The sequence below is a fragment of the Sandaracinobacter sp. genome, assembly GCF_041909755.1.
Taxonomy (GTDB): domain Bacteria; phylum Pseudomonadota; class Alphaproteobacteria; order Sphingomonadales; family Sphingomonadaceae; genus Sandaracinobacteroides.
On record NZ_JAYRCW010000021.1, the window covers coordinates 1 to 19,922 of the forward strand.

Sequence of the window (19,922 nt, forward strand, 5' to 3'; positions counted from 1 at the left end):
GGCGCACCAGGCCGCTTCCGCCGCCCGCATCTCGTTCGCGGTCAGGATCGGGCGCGGCTGCACCGCCGTCAGGCCGCCTTCTTCGCCTGCACCCGCTGCCAATCGCGAGAGACGAGCTTCTCCTCGATGGCGGTGCGCGCCACCAGTTCGCCGTCGCGGATCCATTGCCAGGTCCGCGCCCGCTTCTTCCCGCAATCGGAAATCTGGATCATTTCATAGACATAAAGCTCAGGATCGTCGACGCGCTGCCAGTAAAGCACCAGCGTCCGCCGGTTGTCGTCCATGGGCAGTTCCGTCGCCCAGCCCCGGATCAGCGCATTGTCCCACCACAGCCGGCCATCCCGGAACGACGCGGGCAGGTCCATCCGCTGGGAGCGGCCATCGGCCCAGTCATAGATGTTGGTCTGCACATAGGGATGCTCGCCGCCCTCCGGAAAGCAGCACAGCACCCGGCTGCGATGCTCGTCCACCAGCTTGCCCGCGCCATCATAATGGCGATAGCTGCCGTCCCAAACGCCCTCATGTCTCGCCAGCCCCGCCAGCTGCTCTTTCAGAACCATCCGCCCCGTCCCTCCTGAACGGCGGTTTTCGGCCCTGCGGCGGCCAAGCGCAAGCGCAGACATGCGAAAACGGCCGCGCGGATCGCTCCGCACGGCCGTTTTCGGCAAGGCCCGAAGGCTTACTTCTTCAGGCTGGTCAGCCCGCCGAAGCGCTTGTTGAACTTGGCAACGCGCCCGCCGTCCTGCAGCTTCGCGGCGCCGCCGGTCCAGGCCGGGTGGCTCTTCGGATCGATGTCCAGCGCCAGCGTGTCGCCTTCCTTGCCCCAGGTGGAGCGGGTTTCGAACACGGTGCCGTCCGTCATCTGCACCTTGATGGTGTGATAATCGGGGTGAATGCCAGCCTTGGCCATTTGCGAACGTCCTTCGTGAAATGGCTGGTTCCGACCAGCCGGGAAAGGCGGCGCGCATAGCGGCCCCACGCCCAAAAGGCAAGTTCAGCCGCCCGTCCATGCGCCCACAGGCTTTGCGAATGCAACGAAAGCCCTCTAACAGGCAGCCATGCCAGTGATTGGAACCCAGGTGCCGTCGGGCGCCGAAAGCGATGCGAACCGGGCCCAGATGGCGGCGCTCGTCGCGGATCTGCGCGCGAAAGCTGCCGGAATCGCCCTCGGCGGCCCGGAATCCGCGCGGCAGCGCCATGTGGCGCGCGGCAAGCTGCTGCCCCGCGAACGGGTGGAGCGGCTGCTGGATCCCGGCACCGCCTTCCTCGAAATCGGCCAGTTCGCCGCACAGGATGTCTATGGCGAGGATGTGCCGGCCGCCGGCCTGATCGCGGGCGTCGGGCAGGTCTCCGGCCGGCTGGCCATGATCGTCGCGAACGACGCCACTGTGAAGGGCGGCAGTTATTATCCGCTCAGTGTGAAGAAGCATCTGCGCGCGCAGGAGATTGCCGCGCAGAACCGGCTGCCCTGCATCTATCTCGTCGATTCGGGCGGCGCGAACCTGCCCCGGCAGGACGAGGTATTCCCCGATCGCGAACATTTCGGCCGCATCTTCTTCAACCAGGCGAACATGTCGGCCGCCGGCATCGCCCAGGTGGCGGCCGTGATGGGCAGCTGCACGGCGGGCGGGGCCTATGTGCCCGCGATGGCCGATCAATCCATCATCGTCAGGAACCAGGGCACCATCTTCCTGGGCGGCCCGCCGCTGGTGAAGGCCGCCACCGGCGAGGAGGTGACGGCAGAGGATCTGGGCGGCGGCGACGTCCACGCGCGGCTGTCGGGCGTCGTCGATCATCTGGCAGAGGATGACGCCCATGCCCTGCAACTGGTGCGCGACGCGATCGCCACCGTGCCGCCGGGCGAGAGCCCTGCGCGCATCCCGGTCGATCCGCCGAAATTCCCGGCAGAGGATCTGCACGCGCTGGTGCCGGCAGACACCCGCCACCCCGTCGATGTCCACGAGATCATCGCCCGCCTTGTGGATGGCAGCCGCTTCGACGAGTTCAAGCCGCTCTATGGCGCCACCCTCGTCACCGGCTTCGCCCATGTGGAGGGGCTGCCGGTGGGCATCATCGCCAACAACGGCATCCTGTTTTCGGAAAGCGCGCTGAAGGGCGCGCATTTCATCGAACTGTGCTGCCAGCGGAAGATTCCGCTGATCTTCCTGCAGAACATCTCCGGCTTCATGGTCGGCAAGGCTTACGAGAATGAGGGCATCGCCAAGCATGGCGCCAAGCTGGTGACGGCGGTGGCGACAGCCGGGGTGCCCAAGATCACCATCGTGATCGGCGGCAGCTTCGGCGCGGGCAATTACGGCATGTGCGGCCGCGCCTATTCCCCGCGCTTCCTGTGGATGTGGCCCAACGCCCGCATCAGCGTGATGGGCGGCGAACAGGCGGCCTCGGTCCTCGCCACGGTGAAATCCGGCGGCTTTTCCAATGCGAAAGAGGAGGAAGCCTTCAAGGCCCCCATCCGCGAGCAATATGAAAAGCAGGGCAATCCCTATTACGCCAGCGCCCGCCTGTGGGACGATGGCATCATCGCGCCGGAAGACACCCGTGATGTCATCGCCCTCTCCCTCGCCGTGGCGCTGAACGCGCCCGGGCCCGAAACCCGCTTCGGCCTGTTCCGGATGTGACCATGCTGAAGGTCTCGACCGATACCGAGGGCCTCGCCCGCGTCACCCTCGACCGGCCGGAGAAGCACAATGCCTTCACCGCCGAGACGATCCTCGAACTGACGCACGCCTTCACCGCGCTGGGGCAGCAGGCAGCCGTGCGTGCCATCCTGCTCGCCGGCAACGGCCCCAGCTTCTCGGCCGGCGCCGACGCCGGCTGGATGCGGGCGCAGGCAAGCGCCGGCGACGAGGCGAACCGCGCCGATGCGATGCGCCTGTCCGACATGCTGGCGACGCTCAACGACTGCCCGAAGCCCGTGATCGCCATCGTCCATGGCAAGGCCTTTGGCGGCGGCGTCGGGCTCGCCGCCTGCGCGGACATGGTCGTCGCAACCCCCGACGCCGAGTTCCGCCTGTCCGAGGTGCGCCTTGGGCTGACGCCCGCCACCATCTCCCCCTTCGTGGTCGCCAAGATCGGCGCCGCCCACGCCCGCCGCTATTTCCTGACGGCCGAGAGCTTCGGCGCGGAGGACGCACGCGCGATGGGGCTGGTGCAGGCCGTCAGCGACACCCCCGAAGAGGTCGCGCAGGGCTGGTTCCGCAATCTGCTGCTCGGGGCGCCGGGCGCCATCGCCGATGCCAAGGCTCTCGTCCGCGACGTCGCCGGCCAGACCATCAGCTATTCCCTGCGCGCCGACACCGCCGAGCGGATCGCCGCCCGCCGCGCCGACGCCGAAGGCCGCGAAGGTCTCGCCGCCTTCCTCGAGAAACGGAAACCGAAATGGTCCGCCTGATCACGACCGTCGCCCTCCTTGCCGCTGCTCCTGTCGCGGCTCAGCCTGCCGACGCCGAACACGTCGCACTGCTGAACACCGTCGATGCGGCCTTGGCCGCCATCAGCGCGCAGGACGATGTCGCGCTTGCGGCCCTCCTGCTGCCGGGCGCCGTCTTCTACCGCGAATCGATCGGCGACGACGGCAAGCCGCGCACGAGCGTCATCCCCTTGCCTGCGATGCTGGAGCGCATGAAAGGGCCGAAGCGGGGCCTGAGCGAAGTCCGCACGGGAGCTCCAACCATCCTCGTCCGAACCGGACTCGCGCAGGTCTGGACCCCTTACAGCTTCGATATCGCCGGCAAGCGTTCCCACTGCGGAGTCGACAGCATCAGCCTGCTGAAGGTGGACGGCGCCTGGCGCATTGCCAGCTTCGGCTGGACCGCTGAACCCGAAGGCTGCACCAAATGAAAAAACTGCTGATCGCCAACCGGGGCGAGATCGCCTGCCGGATCATCCGCACCGCGCGGCGCATGGGCATCGCCACCGTCGCCGTCTATTCCGAGGCCGATGCCCATGCCCCGCATGTGGCGGCGGCAGACGAAGCCGTGCTGATCGGCCCGGCGCCCGCGCGCGAATCCTATTTGCTGCCCGAAAGGATTCTGGACGCCGCACGGACGACCGGCGCGGACGCCATCCACCCCGGATATGGCTTCCTCAGCGAAAACGCCGATTTCGCGGAAGCCGTCCGCAAGGCGGGCCTCACCTTCGTCGGCCCCTCGGATCAGGCCATCCGCGTGATGGGCCTGAAAGACAGCGCGAAAACCAAGATGAAGGCGGCCGGCGTGCCCGTCACGCCCGGCTACATGGGCGATGACCAGTCGCTGCCGCGCCTCGAACGCATGGCCGAGATGATCGGCTATCCGCTGCTCATCAAGGCGGTCGCGGGCGGCGGCGGCAAGGGCATGCGCCCCGTCAACGCCAAGGCAGAGTTCACCGAAGCGCTGCTGGCCGCCAAGCGCGAGGCGGCCGCCGCCTTCGGCAATGATGGCGTGATGCTGGAAAAGCTGATCGCCCGGCCCCGGCACGTGGAAGTACAGATCTTCGGCGACCGGCACGGCAATGTCGTCCACCTGTTCGAGCGGGACTGTTCGCTGCAGCGCCGCCACCAGAAGGTGATCGAGGAAGCCCCCGCGCCCGGCCTGTCGGATGAACTGCGCCATGTGCTGGGCATCGCCGCCGTCACCGCGGGCCACGCCATCGGCTATGAAAATGCCGGCACCGTGGAGTTCATCCTGGACATGGATGACCGCGACGAGAATGGCGACCCGAAATTCTACTTCATGGAAATGAACACCCGCCTCCAGGTGGAGCATCCCGTGACGGAAGCGATCACCGGGCAGGATCTGGTGGAATGGCAGATCCGCGTGGCGCGGGGTGAAATGCTGCCGCTGATGCAGGACGCGATCGAATGCCACGGCCATGCGGTGGAAGCGCGCCTCTATGCCGAAAACCCGGACAAGGGCTTCCTTCCCTCCACCGGCACGCTCAGCCGCCTCGTCTTCGGGGATGGCGCGCGGATCGACACCGGCGTGCAGCAGGGCGGCGAAGTGACCGTCCATTATGATCCGATGATCGCCAAGGTCATCACCCACGCCCCCACCCGGGAAGAGGCGCTGGCAAGGCTGGTCGCCGCGCTCGATCGAACCCAGGTGGAGGGCGTCACCACGAACCGGGGCTTCCTCGCCCGCCTCGCTGCCCACCCCGCCTTCATCGCGGGCGAGGTGGACACGGGGTTCATCGCCACGCACGAGGCGAGCCTGTTCGAAACGGAGGCGCCGCCCCCGGCCGTCGTCGCGGCGGCCGCCGCCGCCCGCCCCGCCGCCTCGCCCGAAGGCCCGTTCGCCCGCCCCTTCCGCCTGAACCTGCCGCCCGTCAGCCCGTCCGCGCTCTGGGCAGAGGATGGCACGGAATATCGCTATGCCGCCGGGCCTGACGGCATCCGGCTGGATGGCGAGCTGCAGATGCCCAGCCGCCAGGCCGCCATCGTCCCCATCGAAGGCGGCGTCGAAGCCCGGCTGAAGGGGCAAACCTGGCGCTTCCTGGCGGAAAACCCGGCCTGGGCAGGCCACAGCGCGGCCGGCCCGTCCGACGGCCAGATCGTCGCCCCCATGCCGGGCAAGCTCATCGGCCTGTTCGTCAAGGCCGGAGACAGTGTCCGCGCCGGCGACCGGCTCGCCGTGCTGGAGGCGATGAAGATGGAACACAGGCTGACAGCCCCGTTCGACGGCACCGTCGAACTCGTCTCCGCCACAGCCGGCACCCAGGTCGCGGAAGGGGCGCTGCTCGTCACCCTCGTCCACGCCGAACAGGAACCAAGGCCATGACCATTCCCATGCTCCGCTTCAACCACGGCCCGGAAATGGAGATGCTGCGCGACAGCGTCCGGGCCTTTGCCGAAGCCGAAATCGCGCCCCGCGCAGACGAGATCGACCGCACCAACACATTCCCGCGCGATCTCTGGCCAAAGCTGGGGGCGCTTGGCCTGCATGGCATCACCGTGAAGGAAGCCGACGGCGGCGCCGGGCTCGGCTATCTCGCCCATGTGATCGCGGTGGAGGAAATCAGCCGCGCCTCGGCCTCGGTCGCCCTGTCCTACGGGGCGCATTCAAACCTCTGCATCAACCAGATCGCCCGCTGGGGCACCGCCGAACAGAAGGCCCGCTACCTGCCGAAGCTGATCTCCGGCGATCATGTCGGCAGCCTCGCCATGTCGGAACCCGGCGCGGGCTCCGACGTCGTCTCCATGCGGCTACGGGCGGAAAAGCGGAACGACCGCTTCGTGCTGAACGGCAACAAGTTCTGGATCACCAACGGCCCCCACGCCGACACGCTGGTGGTCTATGGCAAGACAGACCCCGAGGCCGGTCCGCGCGGCATCACCGCCTTCCTGATCGAGCGCGGCATGCAGGGCTTCTCCACCGCGCAAAAGCTCGACAAGCTGGGCATGCGCGGCTCCGACACCTGCGAACTGATCTTCGAGGATTGCGAAGTCCCGTTCGAGAATGTGCTGGGCGAGGAAGGCCGGGGCGCGCAGGTGCTGATGTCCGGCCTCGATTACGAGCGTGTCGTGCTGTGCGGCGGCCCGCTGGGCATCATGCAGGCCGCGCTCGACCTCGTCGTCCCCTATGTCCACGACAGGAAGCAGTTCGGCCAGCCCATCGGCCAGTTCCAGCTGATGCAGGGCAAGCTCGCGGACATGTATGTCGCCCTCAGCACGTCGCGCGCCTATGTCTATGCCGTGGCGGAGGCCTGCGACCGGGGGGAAACCGCCCGCAAGGACGCCGCCGGCGCAATCCTCTATGCCGCCGAAAAGGCCACCTGGATGGCGCTGGAGGCAATCCAGGCGCTGGGCGGCAACGGCTATATCAATGATTATCCGGCCGGCCGCCTGCTTCGCGACGCGAAGCTGTACGAGATCGGTGCGGGCACGTCCGAAATCCGCCGCTACCTGATCGGGCGCGAACTGTTCGAGGAAACCGCCTGACCCGCGCGCCGCGCATCCTGGGCGCCATCCTGGCCGGCGGCGAGGCAAGCCGCTTCGGCAGCGACAAGGCGCTGGCCCTGCACAGGGGCAAGCCGCTGCTGGCCCATGTGACCGACGCGCTCGCCCCGCAGACGGCGGGTCTCGTGCTGTGCGGGCGAAGCTGGAACGGCCTGCCGGGCCTGCCGGATCATCCCGCCCCCGGTCTCGGCCCGGTCGGCGGGCTTTGCGCTGCATTGCAGCACGGGCATAGCCATGGATTCGACGCCGTCCTGCTCGCGCCCTGTGACCTGCTGGGAATTCCGCCCGACACGGCCGCCCGGCTCGCCCCGGCGCCAGCTGTCGCCCAGGATCAATGGCTGCTCGGCCTGTGGCCAGTCGGTCTTTTCGAAGAGATTGAGGCAGTTGCCCTGACAGAAGGCGCCGTATCGATCCGCCGCCTGGCCGGATTGCTTGGCGCCCGGCACGTGCCACTGCCCAACCTGCGAAACATCAACCGGCCGGCCGACCTCGGCTGATTCAACCCGTCAGGCGCACTTTTTGTCGCTTTCCTGCAAGTGACTGTCACGCGGTTGCGGTATATGCTGCGTTGCAACACAAGCGAAGGACTCGAGTCGTGCTGGACACTATTGACGCACTCGCTGCCCTGATCATGACACCAAGCGGCATCACCGCAATCGGCATCGCGACGGCGGGCATCCTCCTCGTCCGCCGCGGCAGCAACAAGCCGAAGCGCACGGACTGATCCGAAGGGGATCGCCTCAACGAGGCGTCTGCCGGAAACGGGGCCGCCTTCACGGGGCAAGCCCCGGGGGATCTCAGGCCGGCGGATCCGCAATCATCGCGGTGAAGCGCGTTTCGGCCGCCAGCACGCCGTCCACCATCGCCCGTCCGGCGAACTTGCACACGGTCGCGCGGCGCTGGATGAATTCCGCTTCCAGCTTCAACAGGCAGCCGGGTTCCACGGGCTTGCGGAACTTCGCATCCTCGATGGCCATGAAATAGACAAGCTTGCCCGTTCCCTGCAGCCCCAGGCTCTCGATCGCGAGGACACCGGCGGCCTGCGCCAGCGCCTCCACAATCAGAACGCCCGGCATGATCGGGCGGCCGGGAAAATGGCCCTGGAAAAAGGGTTCGTTGAACGTCACCGCCTTCACGGCGGTAATCCGTTCATTCGGCACCAGCTCCTCCACCCGGTCCACCAGCAGCATGGGGAACCGGTGCGGAAGCCGCGCGAGGATGCCCCCGATCTCCAAGGCCGTCAGCCCCGGCTCAGTTGCGGGGGGCGGCAGGCGCCGTCGGCGCCGGCGGCGTCACGGACACGCGCGGCAGGCTGGTGTTCAGCCGGCCGACCACATCGTTCGTCACTTCCAGCGAGGCCGTGTGCTGAAGCGTCGCGCCCTTCTGCAGCGCGATGGAGGCGCCACGTTCGCGCATGATCTGCGTGATGATCGGATCCGACGCGGTGGAAATCTGCTGGATCACATATTGCCGCGAACGGGCCAGATCCTCCTGGCCGCGGGCCAGTTCCTGGTTGGCGGCATTTTCCTTGTCCTGGAACGCCTTCACGCGCTGCTCCAGCGCCGGGCCGGCCAGCGTCTTGTTCTGCTGGCCCTGGCCGATCGCCTGGGCTTCGGATTGCAGCTGGCCTGCCAGCGTGGTGCGGCGGGTCGCCAGTTGCTGGGCCTTCGCCTGCAGGTCGGTGGCGGCCTGCTTGCCGGCCGCGCTTTCGTTCACCACCCGGTCCATATCCACGATCACGATCACCGGCGGCGACAGCTGCTGCGCGGCGGCCGGCACGGCGGCCGCACCCAGAAGCAGGGCGGCAGTCATGGTCTTCATGAAGCTGGTCATCAGAATTGGGTTCCTACATTGAACTGGAAGATCTGCGTTTCGTCGCCTTCCACCTTCTTCAGGGCTTTCGCAAGGTCAAAGCGGAAAGGACCGAAGGGCGAATTCCACGAAACGCCCACGCCGATGGAAACGCGCGGCTTTGCACTGTTGCCATAGGCTTCCTCGATGAAGCCCGGCGAGGTGTAATCCACGCAGTTCTGGCCGTTCGCGTCGCAGGCCTGCTGCACGATATTGTCGGACTTGGTGTAGAGGTCGGGGAAGGTCACGTCCCACAGAGCGCCGACATCCACGAACACGGAAGGCCTCAGGCCCAGTTCGCGCCCGCCGGAGCCCAGCGGCACCTCGACTTCCACGCGGCCCAGATAATAGCTCTGGCCCCCGATGGAATCGCTGTACCAGTTGTCCTCGTTGCTATCGACCGTGTCGGTGACCTTGTCATAGCTCTTGCGGATGATCCGGGGGCCCACGCCCCGGATGCCGAAGCCGCGGAACCGTGGTTCGCCCAGATAGAAGCGGTCGACAAGGCGGACATCCTCGCCGCCCCAACCGAATATGTTCCCGGCCTCGCCGCCCACGTTCAGGATGAAGCCCGCCGGCAGCGCCCAGTAACGGTCATAGTTCACCCGCGTGCGCAGATATTTCACCGAGCCGCCAAGCCCCGCGAAATCCTGACTCAGGATGAAGCGCTGCCCGCGCGATGGCCGGATTCGGTTGTCCAGCGTGTCGTTCACGAGGCTGTAGCCGATCGACGACACCGTATTCCGGCCCACCGCTTCGCACAGATAGCGCCCGGCTTTCAGCGGATCGCAGACGCCGTTGGTGTAATAGGTCGCCTCGTCCAGGCCCACATCGTCGATGGAGAAGCCATAGCGCACCTGCGCCGACCAATATTCGGTGATCGCCGTGCCCGCCCGGATCTGGAAGCCCGTCGTCGTCTGTTCGTAGGTGGTCGAGCGCTCACCACTGGTATTATAGGTGAAGCTGTTCAAATCCCTGCGGAAAATATCAAATCCGAACGCCAGGTTCCGGTCGAACAGATAAGGTTCGGTGAAGCCCAGTTCGATGGACTTCGAATAAGAGCTGATGTTCGCGCTCAGCCGCAGCTGCTGCGCCCGGCCCCGGAAGTTCCGCTCCTCGATGGAGAAGCTGAAGATGAAGCGCTCGATCGACGAGAAGCCCGCAGACAGTTGCAGCGAGCCCGTCGGCCGCTCTTCCACATCCACCTGCAGCGCCACCTTGTCAGGCGCGGCGCCGGGCGTCTGCTTCACTTCCAGCTTTTCCTGGAAGAAGCCCAGGCTCTGGATCCGGTCGCGCGAGCGCTTCACCTTCACCGAGTTGAAGGCGTCGCCCTCGGCAAGGCGGAACTCGCGGCGGATCACCTCGTCGCGGGTGCGGGTGTTCCCGTTGATCGTCACGCTCTCGACATAGACACGGGGGGCTTCGTTGATCACGAAGGTGATCCCCATCTCCTTCTTGTCCTTGTCCCGGTCGAAGTTCGGGCGGACATCGGCGAAGGCATAGCCCAGAAGGCCGACGGATTCCGTCAGGCCGTCGATGGTGTCCTCCACCATCTTGGCGTTGTACCAGTCCCCCTCCTTCATGGGGATCAGCGCCTTGAACGCCTCGGCCTTCACGTCGCGGATCTGGCTTTCCAGATCCACCTTGCCGAACTTGTAGCGCTCGCCTTCCTCGATCACATAGGTCACGATGAAGTCGCGCCGGTCCGGCGTCAGTTCCGCGACAGACGAAACCACCCGGAAATCGGCGAAGCCTTCCGTCAGATAGAACTGGCGCAGCTTCTGCTGGTCATAGGCCAGACGGTCGGGATCATAGGTGTCGTTCGAGGTGAACATGCGCAGCGGCCGCGCCTGCCGCGTCACCATCTGCTCGCGCAGTTCCTTGTCGGAAAACTGCTCGTTGCCGATGATGTTGATCTGCCGCACCTTCGATTTCGGGCCTTCCGAAATCTCGAAGATCAGGTCGACCCGGTTCTGCTCCAGCTGGACGATCTTGGGCTCCACCTTTGCGGCAAAGCGCCCGCCCCGGCGATATAGCTCCAGGATGCGTGCCACATCGGCCCGCGCCCGGCTGCGCGTGAAGATCTGGCGGGGGGCCACCTTGATCTCCTCGCGGATCTTGTCTTCCTTCACGCGCTTGGCGCCCTCGATGATCACGCGGTTGATCACGGGGTTTTCGCGCACGTCGATGGTGATGTTGCCGTCGCCGTCGTCGCGGATCTGCACGTCGGCGAACAGCTCGGTCGCGAACAGGTCCTTCAGCGCGCGGTCCAGCAGCACCCGGTCATAGATCTCGCCGGGCCGCAGCTCCACATAGGACCGCACGGTATCCGGCTCCAGCCGCTCATTGCCGACGACGTTCACGGAACGGATGCGCCGCGCTTCTGCCACGGGGGCTGCGGCAGGCGCCGCCTGCGCAGCTGCAGACTGTGCCGCAGCAGATTGGGCCGAACCGGATTGGGCAGCCGCAGCCGGCGCCGTCTGGCCGAACGCGGCCGTCGGCGCCACAAGCGCCGTTCCAAGCAGAAGGAACGGCAGGCAGCTGGATCGGCTGGATTTGGTTAACTTGGCAAGGCCGTGGCCCGCCGCCGCCACATTGATCGTCACGTGATCCCTGGTTTCCTGCCTTGTCAGCCGATGACGCTGGTAATGCGGTCCCACATGCCCACCGACCGAAGGTCGTTCCATGTAAGCACCAGCATCAGCGACATCAGCAGCGCGAATCCCGACATGAACGCCCATTCCTGCACCTTGGGATGAAGCGGCCGACGCCGGACACCCTCAAGCGCGTAGAGGAACAGATGCCCGCCGTCCAGCATCGGGATTGGCAGCAGGTTGATGAACCCGAGGTTTATCGAGATCAGGGCGATGAAGCCGATCAGCGCGGGCAGTCCCAGGGTCGCGCTCTGCCCGGAAAACTGCGCGATCTTCACCGGCCCGCCCAGGTCGTCCAGCGGCCTGCGGCCCATGACCACCTGGGCCATGGTGTCCCACATCATGCGCACGGTCGCCCAGGTTTCCACCATCGCCCAGCGCAGCGCCTGCACCGGCCCGTGCCGCACCACCACAAGCTCGCCCGACATCAGGCCCAGCTGGCCCCGCTGATAGCTGTTCCCGAAGCGGTCCACCTCGGTCACGATGCGGGGCTTCGCCTCCAGCGACTTCGTCTCGCCGCCGCGCTCCAGCACGATCTCGATCGGCGTGCCGGGATTGATCGCAACGATCCGGCTCACGTCCTCGAACCGGTCGACGCCCTGCCCGTCCATGCTCAGGATGCGGTCGCCTTCCTTCAGCCCGGCGGCGGCCGCCGGCGTGCCGTCCACCACCTTGCCCACCACGGCCGGCGTGATCTGATGGCCATAGGTCATGAAGAAGGCGGCGAAGATCAGGATCGCGAACAGGAAGTTGATGGCCGGCCCCGCCGCCACCACCAGAGACCGCTGCCACAGCGGCCGGTTGTGGAACAAGTTGGCCCGCTCATCCTCCGGCAACTGGCTGTCCAGCGAATAGTCCGGCTGGCTGGCGCCATTGGCGTCGCCCGCGAACTTCGCATAGCCCCCCATCGGGATCCAGCCCAGCTTCCAGCGGGTGCCGTTGCGGTCGGTCCAGCCGACCACTTCCTTGCCGAAGCCCACGGCAAAGGCTTCCACCTTGATGCCGAACAGCCGGGCCACGCCGTAATGGCCGAACTCGTGCACGAACACGAGCAGGCCGATGACAAGCGCAAAGATGGCGAGGGTGAAGAGAATACCGGGGCTGGCGAGCGTTTCCATGCTGCTTGTCTACCCGGCCGCCCGCTGGCCCGCAAACGAACTTTGTTTCACCCTCGTAACATATTGTTGTGCAACGGCCCGCGCCCGCGCGTCCGTCTCGAACACGTCCGCCAGCGACTCCGGGCAGCGGCTGTCCATCGCCTCCAGCGTTGCGGCAACGACGGCGGCGATTTCCAGGAACCCGATACGCCCTTCCAGGAAGGCGGCCACCGCCACCTCGTTCGCCGCATTCAGCACGCAGGGGCGGCACTGCCCCTCGGCCAGCGCGGCCTCGGCCAGCGCCAGCGCCGGGAACCGCTCGCGATCCGGCTCCTCGAACTCCAGCCGCCCGATCTTCGCGAGATCCAGCCGCTCCACCGGGGTCGCGATCCGTTCCGGCCAGGCCAGCGCATGGGCGATGGGCACACGCATGTCCGCCGGCCCCAGCTGCGCCAGCACCGAACCGTCCACATATTCCACCAGCCCGTGCACCAGGCTCTGCGGATGCACCAGCACGCCCAGCTGATCCGGCCGCACGCCGAACAGGTGCCAGGCCTCGATCAGCTCCAGCCCCTTGTTCATCAGCGTCGCCGAATCGATGGAAATCTTCGCCCCCATCGACCAGGTCGGATGCTTCACCGCCTGCGCCGGCGTCACCGCCGCCATCGCTTCGCGCGGCATCTGCCGGAAAGGTCCGCCCGATGCCGTCAGCACGATCCGGCTCACGCGGCTCCGGTCCTCCAGCACCTGGAAGATGGCATTGTGCTCGCTGTCGATCGGCAGCAGCGCGGCCCCCGTGCGCGCGGCGGCAGCCGTCATCAGGCTGCCCGCGCACACCAGCGCCTCCTTGTTGGCCAGCGCCACGGGAATCCCGGCTTCCACCGCGGCAAGGGTCGGCGGCAGCCCGGCGGCACCGACGATCGCGGCCACCACAAGGTCGGCCGGCTCCCGCGCGACGGCCGCCAGCGCCGCCGCCCCGGCCGACACCGTCACCGGTTCGCCCGCCAGCGCTTCGGCAAGGTCGGCAAACGCCGCTTCGTCCGCGATCACCACATGATCCGGCCGGAAGGTCCGCGCCAGCTCGGCCAGACGCCGCCAGTCCTTGCCGGCCGTCAGCGCCGTCACCGAAAAGCGATCGGGGTTGCGCGCCACAAGGTCCAGCGTGGACGCCCCGACCGAGCCGGTCGCACCCAGGATCGTCAGCCGCTTCAAGCCAGCATCTCCGTCACCCTCATCACATAGTCGGCGGGCCGCTGCTGGCTTGCCCACAAGGCCACCACGCAGGCCACCGGCACCAGCCCGTCAACCCGGTCCATGATCCCGCCATGCGCCTTCAGCAGCGTGCCCGAATCCTTCACCCCGGCGCGCCGCTTCAGCCAGCTTTCGAAAAAGTCCCCCGCCTGCGCCACCACGGCCAGCCCCGCGCCCAGCAGCGCCATCAGCGGCAGCGACTGCGGCCAGCCGGCGAAATGGGCGAACAGTGCGGAAAAGGCCCCCGCCCCTGCCATGCCGCCCAGCAGCCCGGCCCAGGTCTTGTTCGGGCTGATCGCCGGCCAGATCTTCGGCCCGCCGATGGAACGCCCGGCGAAATAGGCCAGGATGTCCGTCGCCCACACCAGCCCCATCGTCCACATCACCAGCGCGAAGCCGTCAGGCTGGCCGCGCAGCCAGATCAGGGAAACCGCCGGCAATCCGGCATAGGCAAGGCCCGTCGAAATCCAGCGCTTGCCGCCCGCGCGCAGCAGGATCGACAGCGCCAGCAGGGCCAGGATCGCCCCCAGCAACAGCAGCAGCGCGGGAACCGGCCGCCCCAGGTGCGCCATGAGGCAGGCCCCGGCCAGCGCCGCCAGCCCGGCGATCCGCCACGGCTGCGGCGTGCCGTGCATCGCCCCCCATTCCCACAGCACCAGGCCCACGCCAGCCCCGATCATCAGCGTGAAGGCAGGCCCGCCCACCCAGATGTCGGCAATGGCGATCACCGCCAGGAAGGCCCCCACGATCACGCGGGATTTCAGGTTGGAGCCCCCCGCGGGGCCCGCCCCCGGCTCAGCGCCCGCCATAGCGTCGCTCGCGCTGCGCAAAGGCCTCGATGGCCTCCCTCAACACGGCCTCGTCGAAATCGGGCCACAGCACGGGGGTGAACCACATTTCCGCATAGGCGGCCTGCCACAGCAGGAAGTTGGACAGCCGCTGTTCGCCGGACGACCGGATGATGAGGTCGACAGGCGGCAGCTCGGCGGTATCCAGTTCCGCCTCGATCATCTCCGCGCTGATTTCGGCCGCCGCGATCTCGCCCATCGCCACCCGCGCCGCCAGGTGCTGGGCGGCGCGCACGATCTCGTCCTGCCCGCCATAGTTCAGCGCCACGACCAGCCGGAACCTGTCGTTGCCACGCGTCGATTCGATCGCATTTTCCAGCCGCTCGACGACATCGGGCTTCATCGCCCGCCAGTCGCCGATCAGGCTCAGCCGCGCGCCCGCCGAATCCAGCTCTTCCAGTTCGGCCAGCAGATGGTGCCGCAGCAGGCTCATCAGGTCGGAAACCTCGTCCGCCGGGCGGCGCCAGTTCTCCGAGCTGAAGGCATAGAGGGTCAGCGTCTCGATGCCCATGCGCGGGGCGGCCCGCACGATGCGCCGCACGGCATCCACCCCGGCCCGGTGCCCCGCCACGCGCGGCAGCCGCCGCGCCTTCGCCCAGCGGCCATTCCCGTCCATGATGATGGCCACATGACGCGGCCCGCCGGGCACAGGCCCGGCCTCGTCAGCGACGCCGCTTGCGGCCTCACCCGCCGGCGGGGCCGGGCGCACGGGATTGAACCATTTCACTTGCCAAGGATTTCCTTCTCCTTGGCGGTTGCTGTGGCGTCCACCTCGGCGATCGCCTTGTCGGTCAGCTTCTGCACCTCGCCTTCCAGGCGCTTCTGCTCGTCCTGGCTGATCTGGCCCTTCTTCTCGGCCGTCTTCAGCCCGTCATTGCCGTCACGGCGCACGTTGCGGATCGCGATCCGCGCCTTTTCGGCATATTGCGTCGCCAGCTTCGCCAGCTCCTTGCGGCGCTCTTCCGTCAGGTCGGGGATGGGCAGGCGCAGCGTCTGGCCTTCCGTCACCGGGTTCAGCCCCAGGCCCGCCGATCGGATCGCCTTTTCCACCGGCTGCACGTTCGAACGGTCCCACACCTGCACCGACAGCATGCGCGGTTCCGGCGCCGTCACCGTCGCCACCTGATTCAGCGGCATGTTCGCGCCATACACCTCCACCTGCACCGGATCGAGCAGCGTCGTGGAGGCGCGGCCCGTCCGCAGGCCGCCCAGGTCATTCCTCAGCGTCTCGACAGCGCCCTTCATCCGGCGCTCCAGATCGGCCTTCGTTGCGTTGGCGTCGAAATCAGCCATGCTACTCCCCTTGAATCCGTCTTATCCGCCAACGATGGTCGAAACGCCATCGCCGGCAAGCACCCGGGCGAGATTGCCTTCTTCCCGGATATTGAACACCACGATCGGGATGCGGTTGTCGCGGCACAGCGCGATCGCCGCCGCATCCATCACCTTCAGATTGTCGGCCAGCACCTTGTCGAAGCCGATCCGCTCATAGCGCGTCGCGCCCGGGTTCGTCTTGGGGTCGCTGTCGTACACGCCATCCACCGACGTGCCCTTGAACAGCGCGTCGCACTTCATCTCGGCCGCGCGCAGCGCCGCCCCGCTGTCGGTGGTGAAATAGGGGCTGCCGGTGCCGGCGGCGAAGATCACCACCCGGCCCTTCTCCAGGTGCCGCTCCGCCCGGCGGCGGATATAGGGCTCGCACACGGCCGCCATCGGAATGGCCGACATCACGCGCGTCTCGACACCCAGTTGCTCCAGCGCATCCTGCATCGCCAGCGCGTTCATCACGGTGGCCAGCATGCCCATGTAATCGGCCGTCGCCCGGTCCATGCCCTTGGCGGCGCCCGCCATCCCGCGAAAGATGTTGCCGCCGCCGATCACCAGGCACAGCTCCAGCCCGCGATCCTTCGCCGCCCGCACCTCGCCCGCCACGCGCTGCACGGTGGCCGGGTCGATGCCGAAGGCCTGGTCGCCCATGGCCGCTTCGCCCGAAAGCTTCAGGAGGATTCGCTTGTGGGGCGTAGGGGACATGCGCTGCCTGACTGTTGGAACCTGTTCCGCTTAGCGGCGTGCGGCGGACATGAAAAGGGCGCGCCGGCAGTGCCGGCGCGCCCCGATCAATTCCGCGCGGATTTACGCGACGCCGGCGGCAGCCGCCACTTCGGCCGCGAAGTCGCTCTCGGCCTTCTCGATGCCTTCACCCAGCTGGAAGCGGATGAACTTGGCGACGAGCAGGTTGCCCGACAGGCGCTTGGCTTCGGTGGCGATGAAATCGCCCACCTTCGACTTGCCGTCGATCACGAACACCTGGCTCAGCAGCGCCTGTTCGCCGGCGAACTTCTTCACCGCGCCATCCACCATCCGCTCGATGATGTCGGCGGGCTTGCCCGAACCGGCGGCCTTTTCGGCGGCAATGGCGCGCTCGCGCTCCAGCAGCGCCGGATCGATCTGCTCGATCGAAAGCGCCAGCGGGTTCGCGGCCGCCACATGCATGGCCACCTGCTTGCCGATCGTCATCAGCGCATCCTTGTCGGCAATGTCGCTGTCGATGGCGACAAGCACGCCGATCTTGCCAAGGCCGGGGGCCGCGGCATTGTGGATGTAGGAGGCGACCACGCCGGTCGCTTCCAGAACGGCCGCGCGGCGCAGCACCTGCTGCTCGCCGATAGTGGCGATGTTGTGGGTCAGCACGTCCTGCACGCTGCCGCCGCCCGCCGGATAGTCGGCAGCCAGCAGGTCTTCCACCTTGTCGCCCTTGGCCAGCGCCACGCCGGCGATTTCCTTCACGAAGCCCTGGAACTGCGCGTTCTTGGCGACGAAGTCGGTTTCGGCGTTCACTTCCACCACGGCGCCACGGTTGCCGGAAACGGCAACGCCCACCAGGCCTTCGGCAGCCGTGCGGCCCGACTTCTTCGCGGCAGAGGCAAGGCCCTTCGCGCGCAGCCAGTCGATCGCCTTCTCGATTTCGCCTTCCACTTCGACGAGCGCCTTCTTCGCGTCCATCATGCCCGCGCCGGTCAGGTCGCGGAGTTCCTTGACGAGGGTGGCGGTAATGTTGGCCATGTTCGGCTCCTCTTCTCTTTCGAATTCTGGTCTTAAGGGTTCGGGGGGCTGCACGGCTCCGTGCAACCCCCGAACGTCAGTTTGATGACACGGCGGGAAAAACCCCGCCGGAATCTCAGGCGGAAAGCGCCGGGTCCAGCTCGGGCTCGGCCTGGGCGCCCAGGTCGACGCCCTGGTCGGCCATGCGGCCATGCTTGCCGGCCAGGATCGAATCCGCCACCGCGTTGCAGTACAGCTGGATGGCGCGGCTGGCATCGTCGTTGCCCGGAACCGGGAAGGCGATGTTGGCCGGATCGCAGTTGGAATCCAGGATCGCGATCACCGGGATGCCAAGGACATTGGCTTCCTTGATGGCGAGGTCTTCCTTGTTCACGTCCACCACGAACATCAGGTCGGGCAGGCCGTTCATGTCGCGGATGCCGCCCAGCGAGGCTTCGAACTTGTCGCGCTCGCGGGTCATCTTCAGCACTTCCTTCTTGGTGAAGCCGTGCGTGTCGCCCGAAAGCTGCTCTTCAAGCGTCTTGAAGCGCTTGATCGAGGCCGAGATGGTCTTCCAGTTGGTCAGCATGCCGCCCAGCCAGCGGTGGTTCACATAATGCTGGCCCGAACGCCGCGCCGCTTCCGCGATCGGCTCCTGCGCCTGGCGCTTGGTGCCGACGAACAGCACCTTGCCGCCGGCGGCCGAGGTGGCGCGCACGAAATCCAGCGCGCGCGCGAACAGCGGCACCGTCTGCGACAGGTCAAGGATGTGAACGCCGTTGCGCTCGCCGAAGATGTAGGGCTTCATCTTCGGGTTCCAGCGGTGGGTCTGGTGGCCGAAATGGGCGCCAGCTTCCAGCAGCGCCTGCATCGACACGTCATGTGCCGTCATGGTCTTTTCTCCTAACCGGTTGGTTCCGCCGCGAAGGTAAGCCCGACTGTGGCCGGGCACCGGAAGGTTTCCCCTCGCGTGTGGGATGGGCGGCGCAACTAGTGTCGGGCGGCTCCGGAGTCAAGTCCGGGCCCGCCCAGCGCCTTGGCGACACCCCATGCGATCAGCGCCTGCCCGGCGAAATAGGTCGCCCACACCGCCAGATCGGCCCAGCCGACATTGGCGATCAGGCCCATCCGCGCAAAGATCAGCAGGTCGCTCAGCACGAACAGCAGCGCCCCCGCCGCCGCCAGCGGAAAGCGGGACATCATTGCGCACGCCGCCATCGCAGCCAGGAACAGCGTATAGAAGGCGACGGGCGGCGCCCAGTCCGGGCTGGCAAGCGCGAAGGCCAGCGCCACCGTTCCCGCCACGAAGGCGGCCCCCAGCGCCACATCCTTCAGCCCCACGCCCGCCCGCCGATTCCGCAGGTAAAGCGCGATCGCCACCACATGCCCCAGCGCGAAAATGGCGGCTCCTGCGATGAAGTGAATCTCCAGCACCATGTCGGCCGTCGCGCCCAGCACCAGCACGGTCGCCAGCAGCCTGTGGTCAGCGCTGGTGCCCTGCCGGCTCGCCCAGGTCGCCAGCAGGCCCACGCCCGCGCCCTTCCAGGCGATCGCCGCCCAGTCCGGCAGGGGAACGGCCCAGCTGACGACATAGCTGATCCCGGCGGCCAGCGCCGCGAGGAAGATCAGCGGCGCCTGAACACCGGCCTTCGCGCCAGCGCTCACATCTTCATCCGAAGCTGGCCCAGGAAATCGCGCTTGCCCAGCCCCACGCCCTTCGCCCGCATGATCGCATAGGCCGCCGTCGCGTGAAAATAGAAGTTCGGCTGCGCGAACGAGAGAAGGTAATTCTCCGCCGTGAAGGGCAGTTTCATGCCCGGCAGCACAAAGGTCATGTCCCGGCCGATGAGGCCTTCCATTTCCTCGGCCGTCACCGCCGCCAGCCCGTCGGCGGCCTTCGCCAGCAGCGCCTTCATCCCCGCGAAATCGCCGGGCATGGCGCCGCCCATCCCGTCGATCGTTCCGGCCCGCACGCCCTCGATCGCGCCGAAGCTGTGCTGGGCGACGGACTTGATCTGGAAGCTGAAGGGCAGCATCGATTCATGCAGGCTCGCGCCCACGATCGCCGCCTCCCCGCAGCCCTGCTCCGCGCACCAGCCCTCGGCCTTGTCCAGCAGCGCCTGCACAGACCCCAGGATCTGCCGCGTGCTGGGCACGAAGGCGTCGTAAAGCGAAATCGGCATGCATCTCTCCCCTTGTCCGTTCCGGTGAAGTCTAGGCCGCG

The 19,922-nt window shown here is 67.1% G+C and carries 22 protein-coding genes; 7 read left to right on the forward strand and 15 right to left on the reverse strand.

Annotation, left to right across the window (positions count from 1 at the left end):
* Positions 1-68: 68 nt before the first annotated feature.
* Positions 69-560, reverse strand: a complete 492-nt coding sequence (locus tag ACE3O8_RS04750; RefSeq protein ID WP_374387321.1) for a DUF3598 domain-containing protein — start codon at positions 558-560, stop codon at positions 69-71.
* 119 nt (positions 561-679) lie between these two features.
* Positions 680-910, reverse strand: a complete 231-nt coding sequence (gene rpmE / locus ACE3O8_RS04755; protein ID WP_374387323.1) for a 50S ribosomal protein L31 — start codon at positions 908-910, stop codon at positions 680-682.
* Positions 911-1,058: 148 nt separating this feature from the next.
* Between rpmE and ACE3O8_RS04760 the strand changes: the two genes are divergently transcribed.
* From ACE3O8_RS04760 to ACE3O8_RS04790, 7 genes are all read left to right on the forward strand, one after another.
* Positions 1,059-2,639 (forward strand): carboxyl transferase domain-containing protein, encoded by a 1,581-nt coding sequence (locus ACE3O8_RS04760; protein WP_374387325.1) that lies wholly within the window; start codon positions 1,059-1,061, stop codon positions 2,637-2,639.
* Between the two features lie 2 nt (positions 2,640-2,641).
* Entirely contained in the window at positions 2,642-3,412 is a 771-nt protein-coding gene (locus ACE3O8_RS04765; RefSeq protein ID WP_374387327.1) for an enoyl-CoA hydratase-related protein, read from the forward strand.
* Positions 3,400-3,861: a hypothetical protein gene (locus ACE3O8_RS04770; protein ID WP_374387329.1), complete on the forward strand. Its 462-nt coding sequence runs from the start codon at positions 3,400-3,402 to the stop codon at positions 3,859-3,861. Before ACE3O8_RS04765 ends, ACE3O8_RS04770 begins: the two co-directional genes overlap by 13 nt.
* Positions 3,858-5,777 (forward strand): biotin carboxylase N-terminal domain-containing protein, encoded by a 1,920-nt coding sequence (locus tag ACE3O8_RS04775; protein WP_374387331.1) that lies wholly within the window; start codon positions 3,858-3,860, stop codon positions 5,775-5,777. The genes ACE3O8_RS04770 and ACE3O8_RS04775 overlap by 4 nt, the downstream gene beginning before the upstream one ends.
* Positions 5,774-6,937, forward strand: a complete 1,164-nt coding sequence (locus ACE3O8_RS04780; RefSeq protein WP_374387333.1) for an isovaleryl-CoA dehydrogenase — start codon at positions 5,774-5,776, stop codon at positions 6,935-6,937. The genes ACE3O8_RS04775 and ACE3O8_RS04780 overlap by 4 nt, the downstream gene beginning before the upstream one ends.
* 29 nt (positions 6,938-6,966) lie before the next feature.
* Positions 6,967-7,452: a molybdenum cofactor guanylyltransferase gene (locus tag ACE3O8_RS04785; protein WP_374387370.1), complete on the forward strand. Its 486-nt coding sequence runs from the start codon at positions 6,967-6,969 to the stop codon at positions 7,450-7,452.
* Positions 7,453-7,550: 98 nt separating this feature from the next.
* Positions 7,551-7,679, forward strand: a complete 129-nt coding sequence (locus ACE3O8_RS04790; protein WP_374387336.1) for a hypothetical protein — start codon at positions 7,551-7,553, stop codon at positions 7,677-7,679.
* A gap of 73 nt (positions 7,680-7,752) precedes the next feature.
* Here the strand turns inward: ACE3O8_RS04790 and fabZ are convergent, their stop codons facing one another.
* From fabZ to ACE3O8_RS04855, 13 genes are all read right to left on the reverse strand, one after another.
* Positions 7,753-8,199, reverse strand: coding sequence for a 3-hydroxyacyl-ACP dehydratase FabZ (gene fabZ, locus ACE3O8_RS04795; protein WP_374387372.1), 447 nt, complete (start codon positions 8,197-8,199; stop codon positions 7,753-7,755).
* Positions 8,200-8,206: 7 nt separating this feature from the next.
* On the reverse strand, positions 8,207-8,776 hold the full coding sequence (locus tag ACE3O8_RS04800) for an OmpH family outer membrane protein (protein WP_374387338.1): 570 nt from the start codon (positions 8,774-8,776) through the stop codon (positions 8,207-8,209).
* Between the two features lie 11 nt (positions 8,777-8,787).
* On the reverse strand, positions 8,788-11,343 hold the full coding sequence (gene bamA / locus ACE3O8_RS04805; protein ID WP_374387374.1) for an outer membrane protein assembly factor BamA: 2,556 nt from the start codon (positions 11,341-11,343) through the stop codon (positions 8,788-8,790).
* A gap of 92 nt (positions 11,344-11,435) precedes the next feature.
* Positions 11,436-12,578: an RIP metalloprotease RseP gene (gene rseP / locus ACE3O8_RS04810; protein WP_374387340.1), complete on the reverse strand. Its 1,143-nt coding sequence runs from the start codon at positions 12,576-12,578 to the stop codon at positions 11,436-11,438.
* Positions 12,579-12,587: 9 nt separating this feature from the next.
* On the reverse strand, positions 12,588-13,769 hold the full coding sequence (locus ACE3O8_RS04815) for a 1-deoxy-D-xylulose-5-phosphate reductoisomerase (RefSeq protein ID WP_374387342.1): 1,182 nt from the start codon (positions 13,767-13,769) through the stop codon (positions 12,588-12,590).
* The gene (locus tag ACE3O8_RS04820; RefSeq protein WP_374387344.1) at positions 13,766-14,617 is read right to left on the reverse strand and encodes a phosphatidate cytidylyltransferase; all 852 of its coding nucleotides are present in this window, start codon (positions 14,615-14,617) and stop codon (positions 13,766-13,768) included. Before ACE3O8_RS04820 ends, ACE3O8_RS04815 begins: the two co-directional genes overlap by 4 nt.
* On the reverse strand, positions 14,604-15,272 hold the full coding sequence (gene uppS / locus ACE3O8_RS04825; RefSeq protein WP_374387376.1) for a polyprenyl diphosphate synthase: 669 nt from the start codon (positions 15,270-15,272) through the stop codon (positions 14,604-14,606). Before uppS ends, ACE3O8_RS04820 begins: the two co-directional genes overlap by 14 nt.
* Positions 15,273-15,379: 107 nt before the next feature.
* Complete coding sequence (gene frr / locus ACE3O8_RS04830; RefSeq protein WP_374387346.1) at positions 15,380-15,949, reverse strand: ribosome recycling factor; 570 nt, start codon at positions 15,947-15,949, stop codon at positions 15,380-15,382.
* 21 nt (positions 15,950-15,970) lie between these two features.
* The gene (gene pyrH, locus ACE3O8_RS04835) at positions 15,971-16,687 is read right to left on the reverse strand and encodes a UMP kinase (RefSeq protein WP_374387348.1); all 717 of its coding nucleotides are present in this window, start codon (positions 16,685-16,687) and stop codon (positions 15,971-15,973) included.
* 102 nt (positions 16,688-16,789) lie between these two features.
* Complete coding sequence (gene tsf, locus ACE3O8_RS04840) at positions 16,790-17,719, reverse strand: translation elongation factor Ts (RefSeq protein WP_374387350.1); 930 nt, start codon at positions 17,717-17,719, stop codon at positions 16,790-16,792.
* Positions 17,720-17,834: 115 nt separating this feature from the next.
* Positions 17,835-18,590, reverse strand: a complete 756-nt coding sequence (gene rpsB / locus ACE3O8_RS04845) for a 30S ribosomal protein S2 (RefSeq protein ID WP_374387352.1) — start codon at positions 18,588-18,590, stop codon at positions 17,835-17,837.
* 98 nt (positions 18,591-18,688) lie between these two features.
* A complete protein-coding gene (locus ACE3O8_RS04850; protein ID WP_374387354.1) occupies positions 18,689-19,363 on the reverse strand; it encodes a lysoplasmalogenase family protein in 675 nt (224 codons plus the stop codon).
* Positions 19,360-19,881: a DUF1993 family protein gene (locus tag ACE3O8_RS04855; RefSeq protein ID WP_374387356.1), complete on the reverse strand. Its 522-nt coding sequence runs from the start codon at positions 19,879-19,881 to the stop codon at positions 19,360-19,362. The genes ACE3O8_RS04850 and ACE3O8_RS04855 overlap by 4 nt, the downstream gene beginning before the upstream one ends.
* Between the last annotated feature and the right edge of the window lie 41 nt (positions 19,882-19,922).

Bases quoted from the DNA above. Each gene is read 5' to 3' on its own strand.
- rseP (WP_374387340.1), bottom strand. From the start codon at position 12,578: ATGGAAACGCTCGCCAGCCCCGGTATTCTCTTCACCCTCGCCATCTTT.
- ACE3O8_RS04775 (WP_374387331.1), top strand. From the start codon at position 3,858: ATGAAAAAACTGCTGATCGCCAACCGGGGCGAGATCGCCTGCCGGATC.
- ACE3O8_RS04820 (WP_374387344.1), bottom strand. From the start codon at position 14,617: ATGGCGGGCGCTGAGCCGGGGGCGGGCCCCGCGGGGGGCTCCAACCTG.
- ACE3O8_RS04780 (WP_374387333.1), top strand. From the start codon at position 5,774: ATGACCATTCCCATGCTCCGCTTCAACCACGGCCCGGAAATGGAGATG.
- rpmE (WP_374387323.1), bottom strand. From the start codon at position 910: ATGGCCAAGGCTGGCATTCACCCCGATTATCACACCATCAAGGTGCAG.
- ACE3O8_RS04855 (WP_374387356.1), bottom strand. From the start codon at position 19,881: ATGCCGATTTCGCTTTACGACGCCTTCGTGCCCAGCACGCGGCAGATC.
- rpsB (WP_374387352.1), bottom strand. From the start codon at position 18,590: ATGACGGCACATGACGTGTCGATGCAGGCGCTGCTGGAAGCTGGCGCC.
- uppS (WP_374387376.1), bottom strand. From the start codon at position 15,272: ATGGACGGGAATGGCCGCTGGGCGAAGGCGCGGCGGCTGCCGCGCGTG.
- ACE3O8_RS04800 (WP_374387338.1), bottom strand. From the start codon at position 8,776: ATGAAGACCATGACTGCCGCCCTGCTTCTGGGTGCGGCCGCCGTGCCG.
- ACE3O8_RS04750 (WP_374387321.1), bottom strand. From the start codon at position 560: ATGGTTCTGAAAGAGCAGCTGGCGGGGCTGGCGAGACATGAGGGCGTT.
- tsf (WP_374387350.1), bottom strand. From the start codon at position 17,719: ATGGCCAACATTACCGCCACCCTCGTCAAGGAACTCCGCGACCTGACC.
- pyrH (WP_374387348.1), bottom strand. From the start codon at position 16,687: ATGTCCCCTACGCCCCACAAGCGAATCCTCCTGAAGCTTTCGGGCGAA.
- frr (WP_374387346.1), bottom strand. From the start codon at position 15,949: ATGGCTGATTTCGACGCCAACGCAACGAAGGCCGATCTGGAGCGCCGG.
- ACE3O8_RS04765 (WP_374387327.1), top strand. From the start codon at position 2,642: ATGCTGAAGGTCTCGACCGATACCGAGGGCCTCGCCCGCGTCACCCTC.
- ACE3O8_RS04770 (WP_374387329.1), top strand. From the start codon at position 3,400: ATGGTCCGCCTGATCACGACCGTCGCCCTCCTTGCCGCTGCTCCTGTC.
- ACE3O8_RS04760 (WP_374387325.1), top strand. From the start codon at position 1,059: ATGCCAGTGATTGGAACCCAGGTGCCGTCGGGCGCCGAAAGCGATGCG.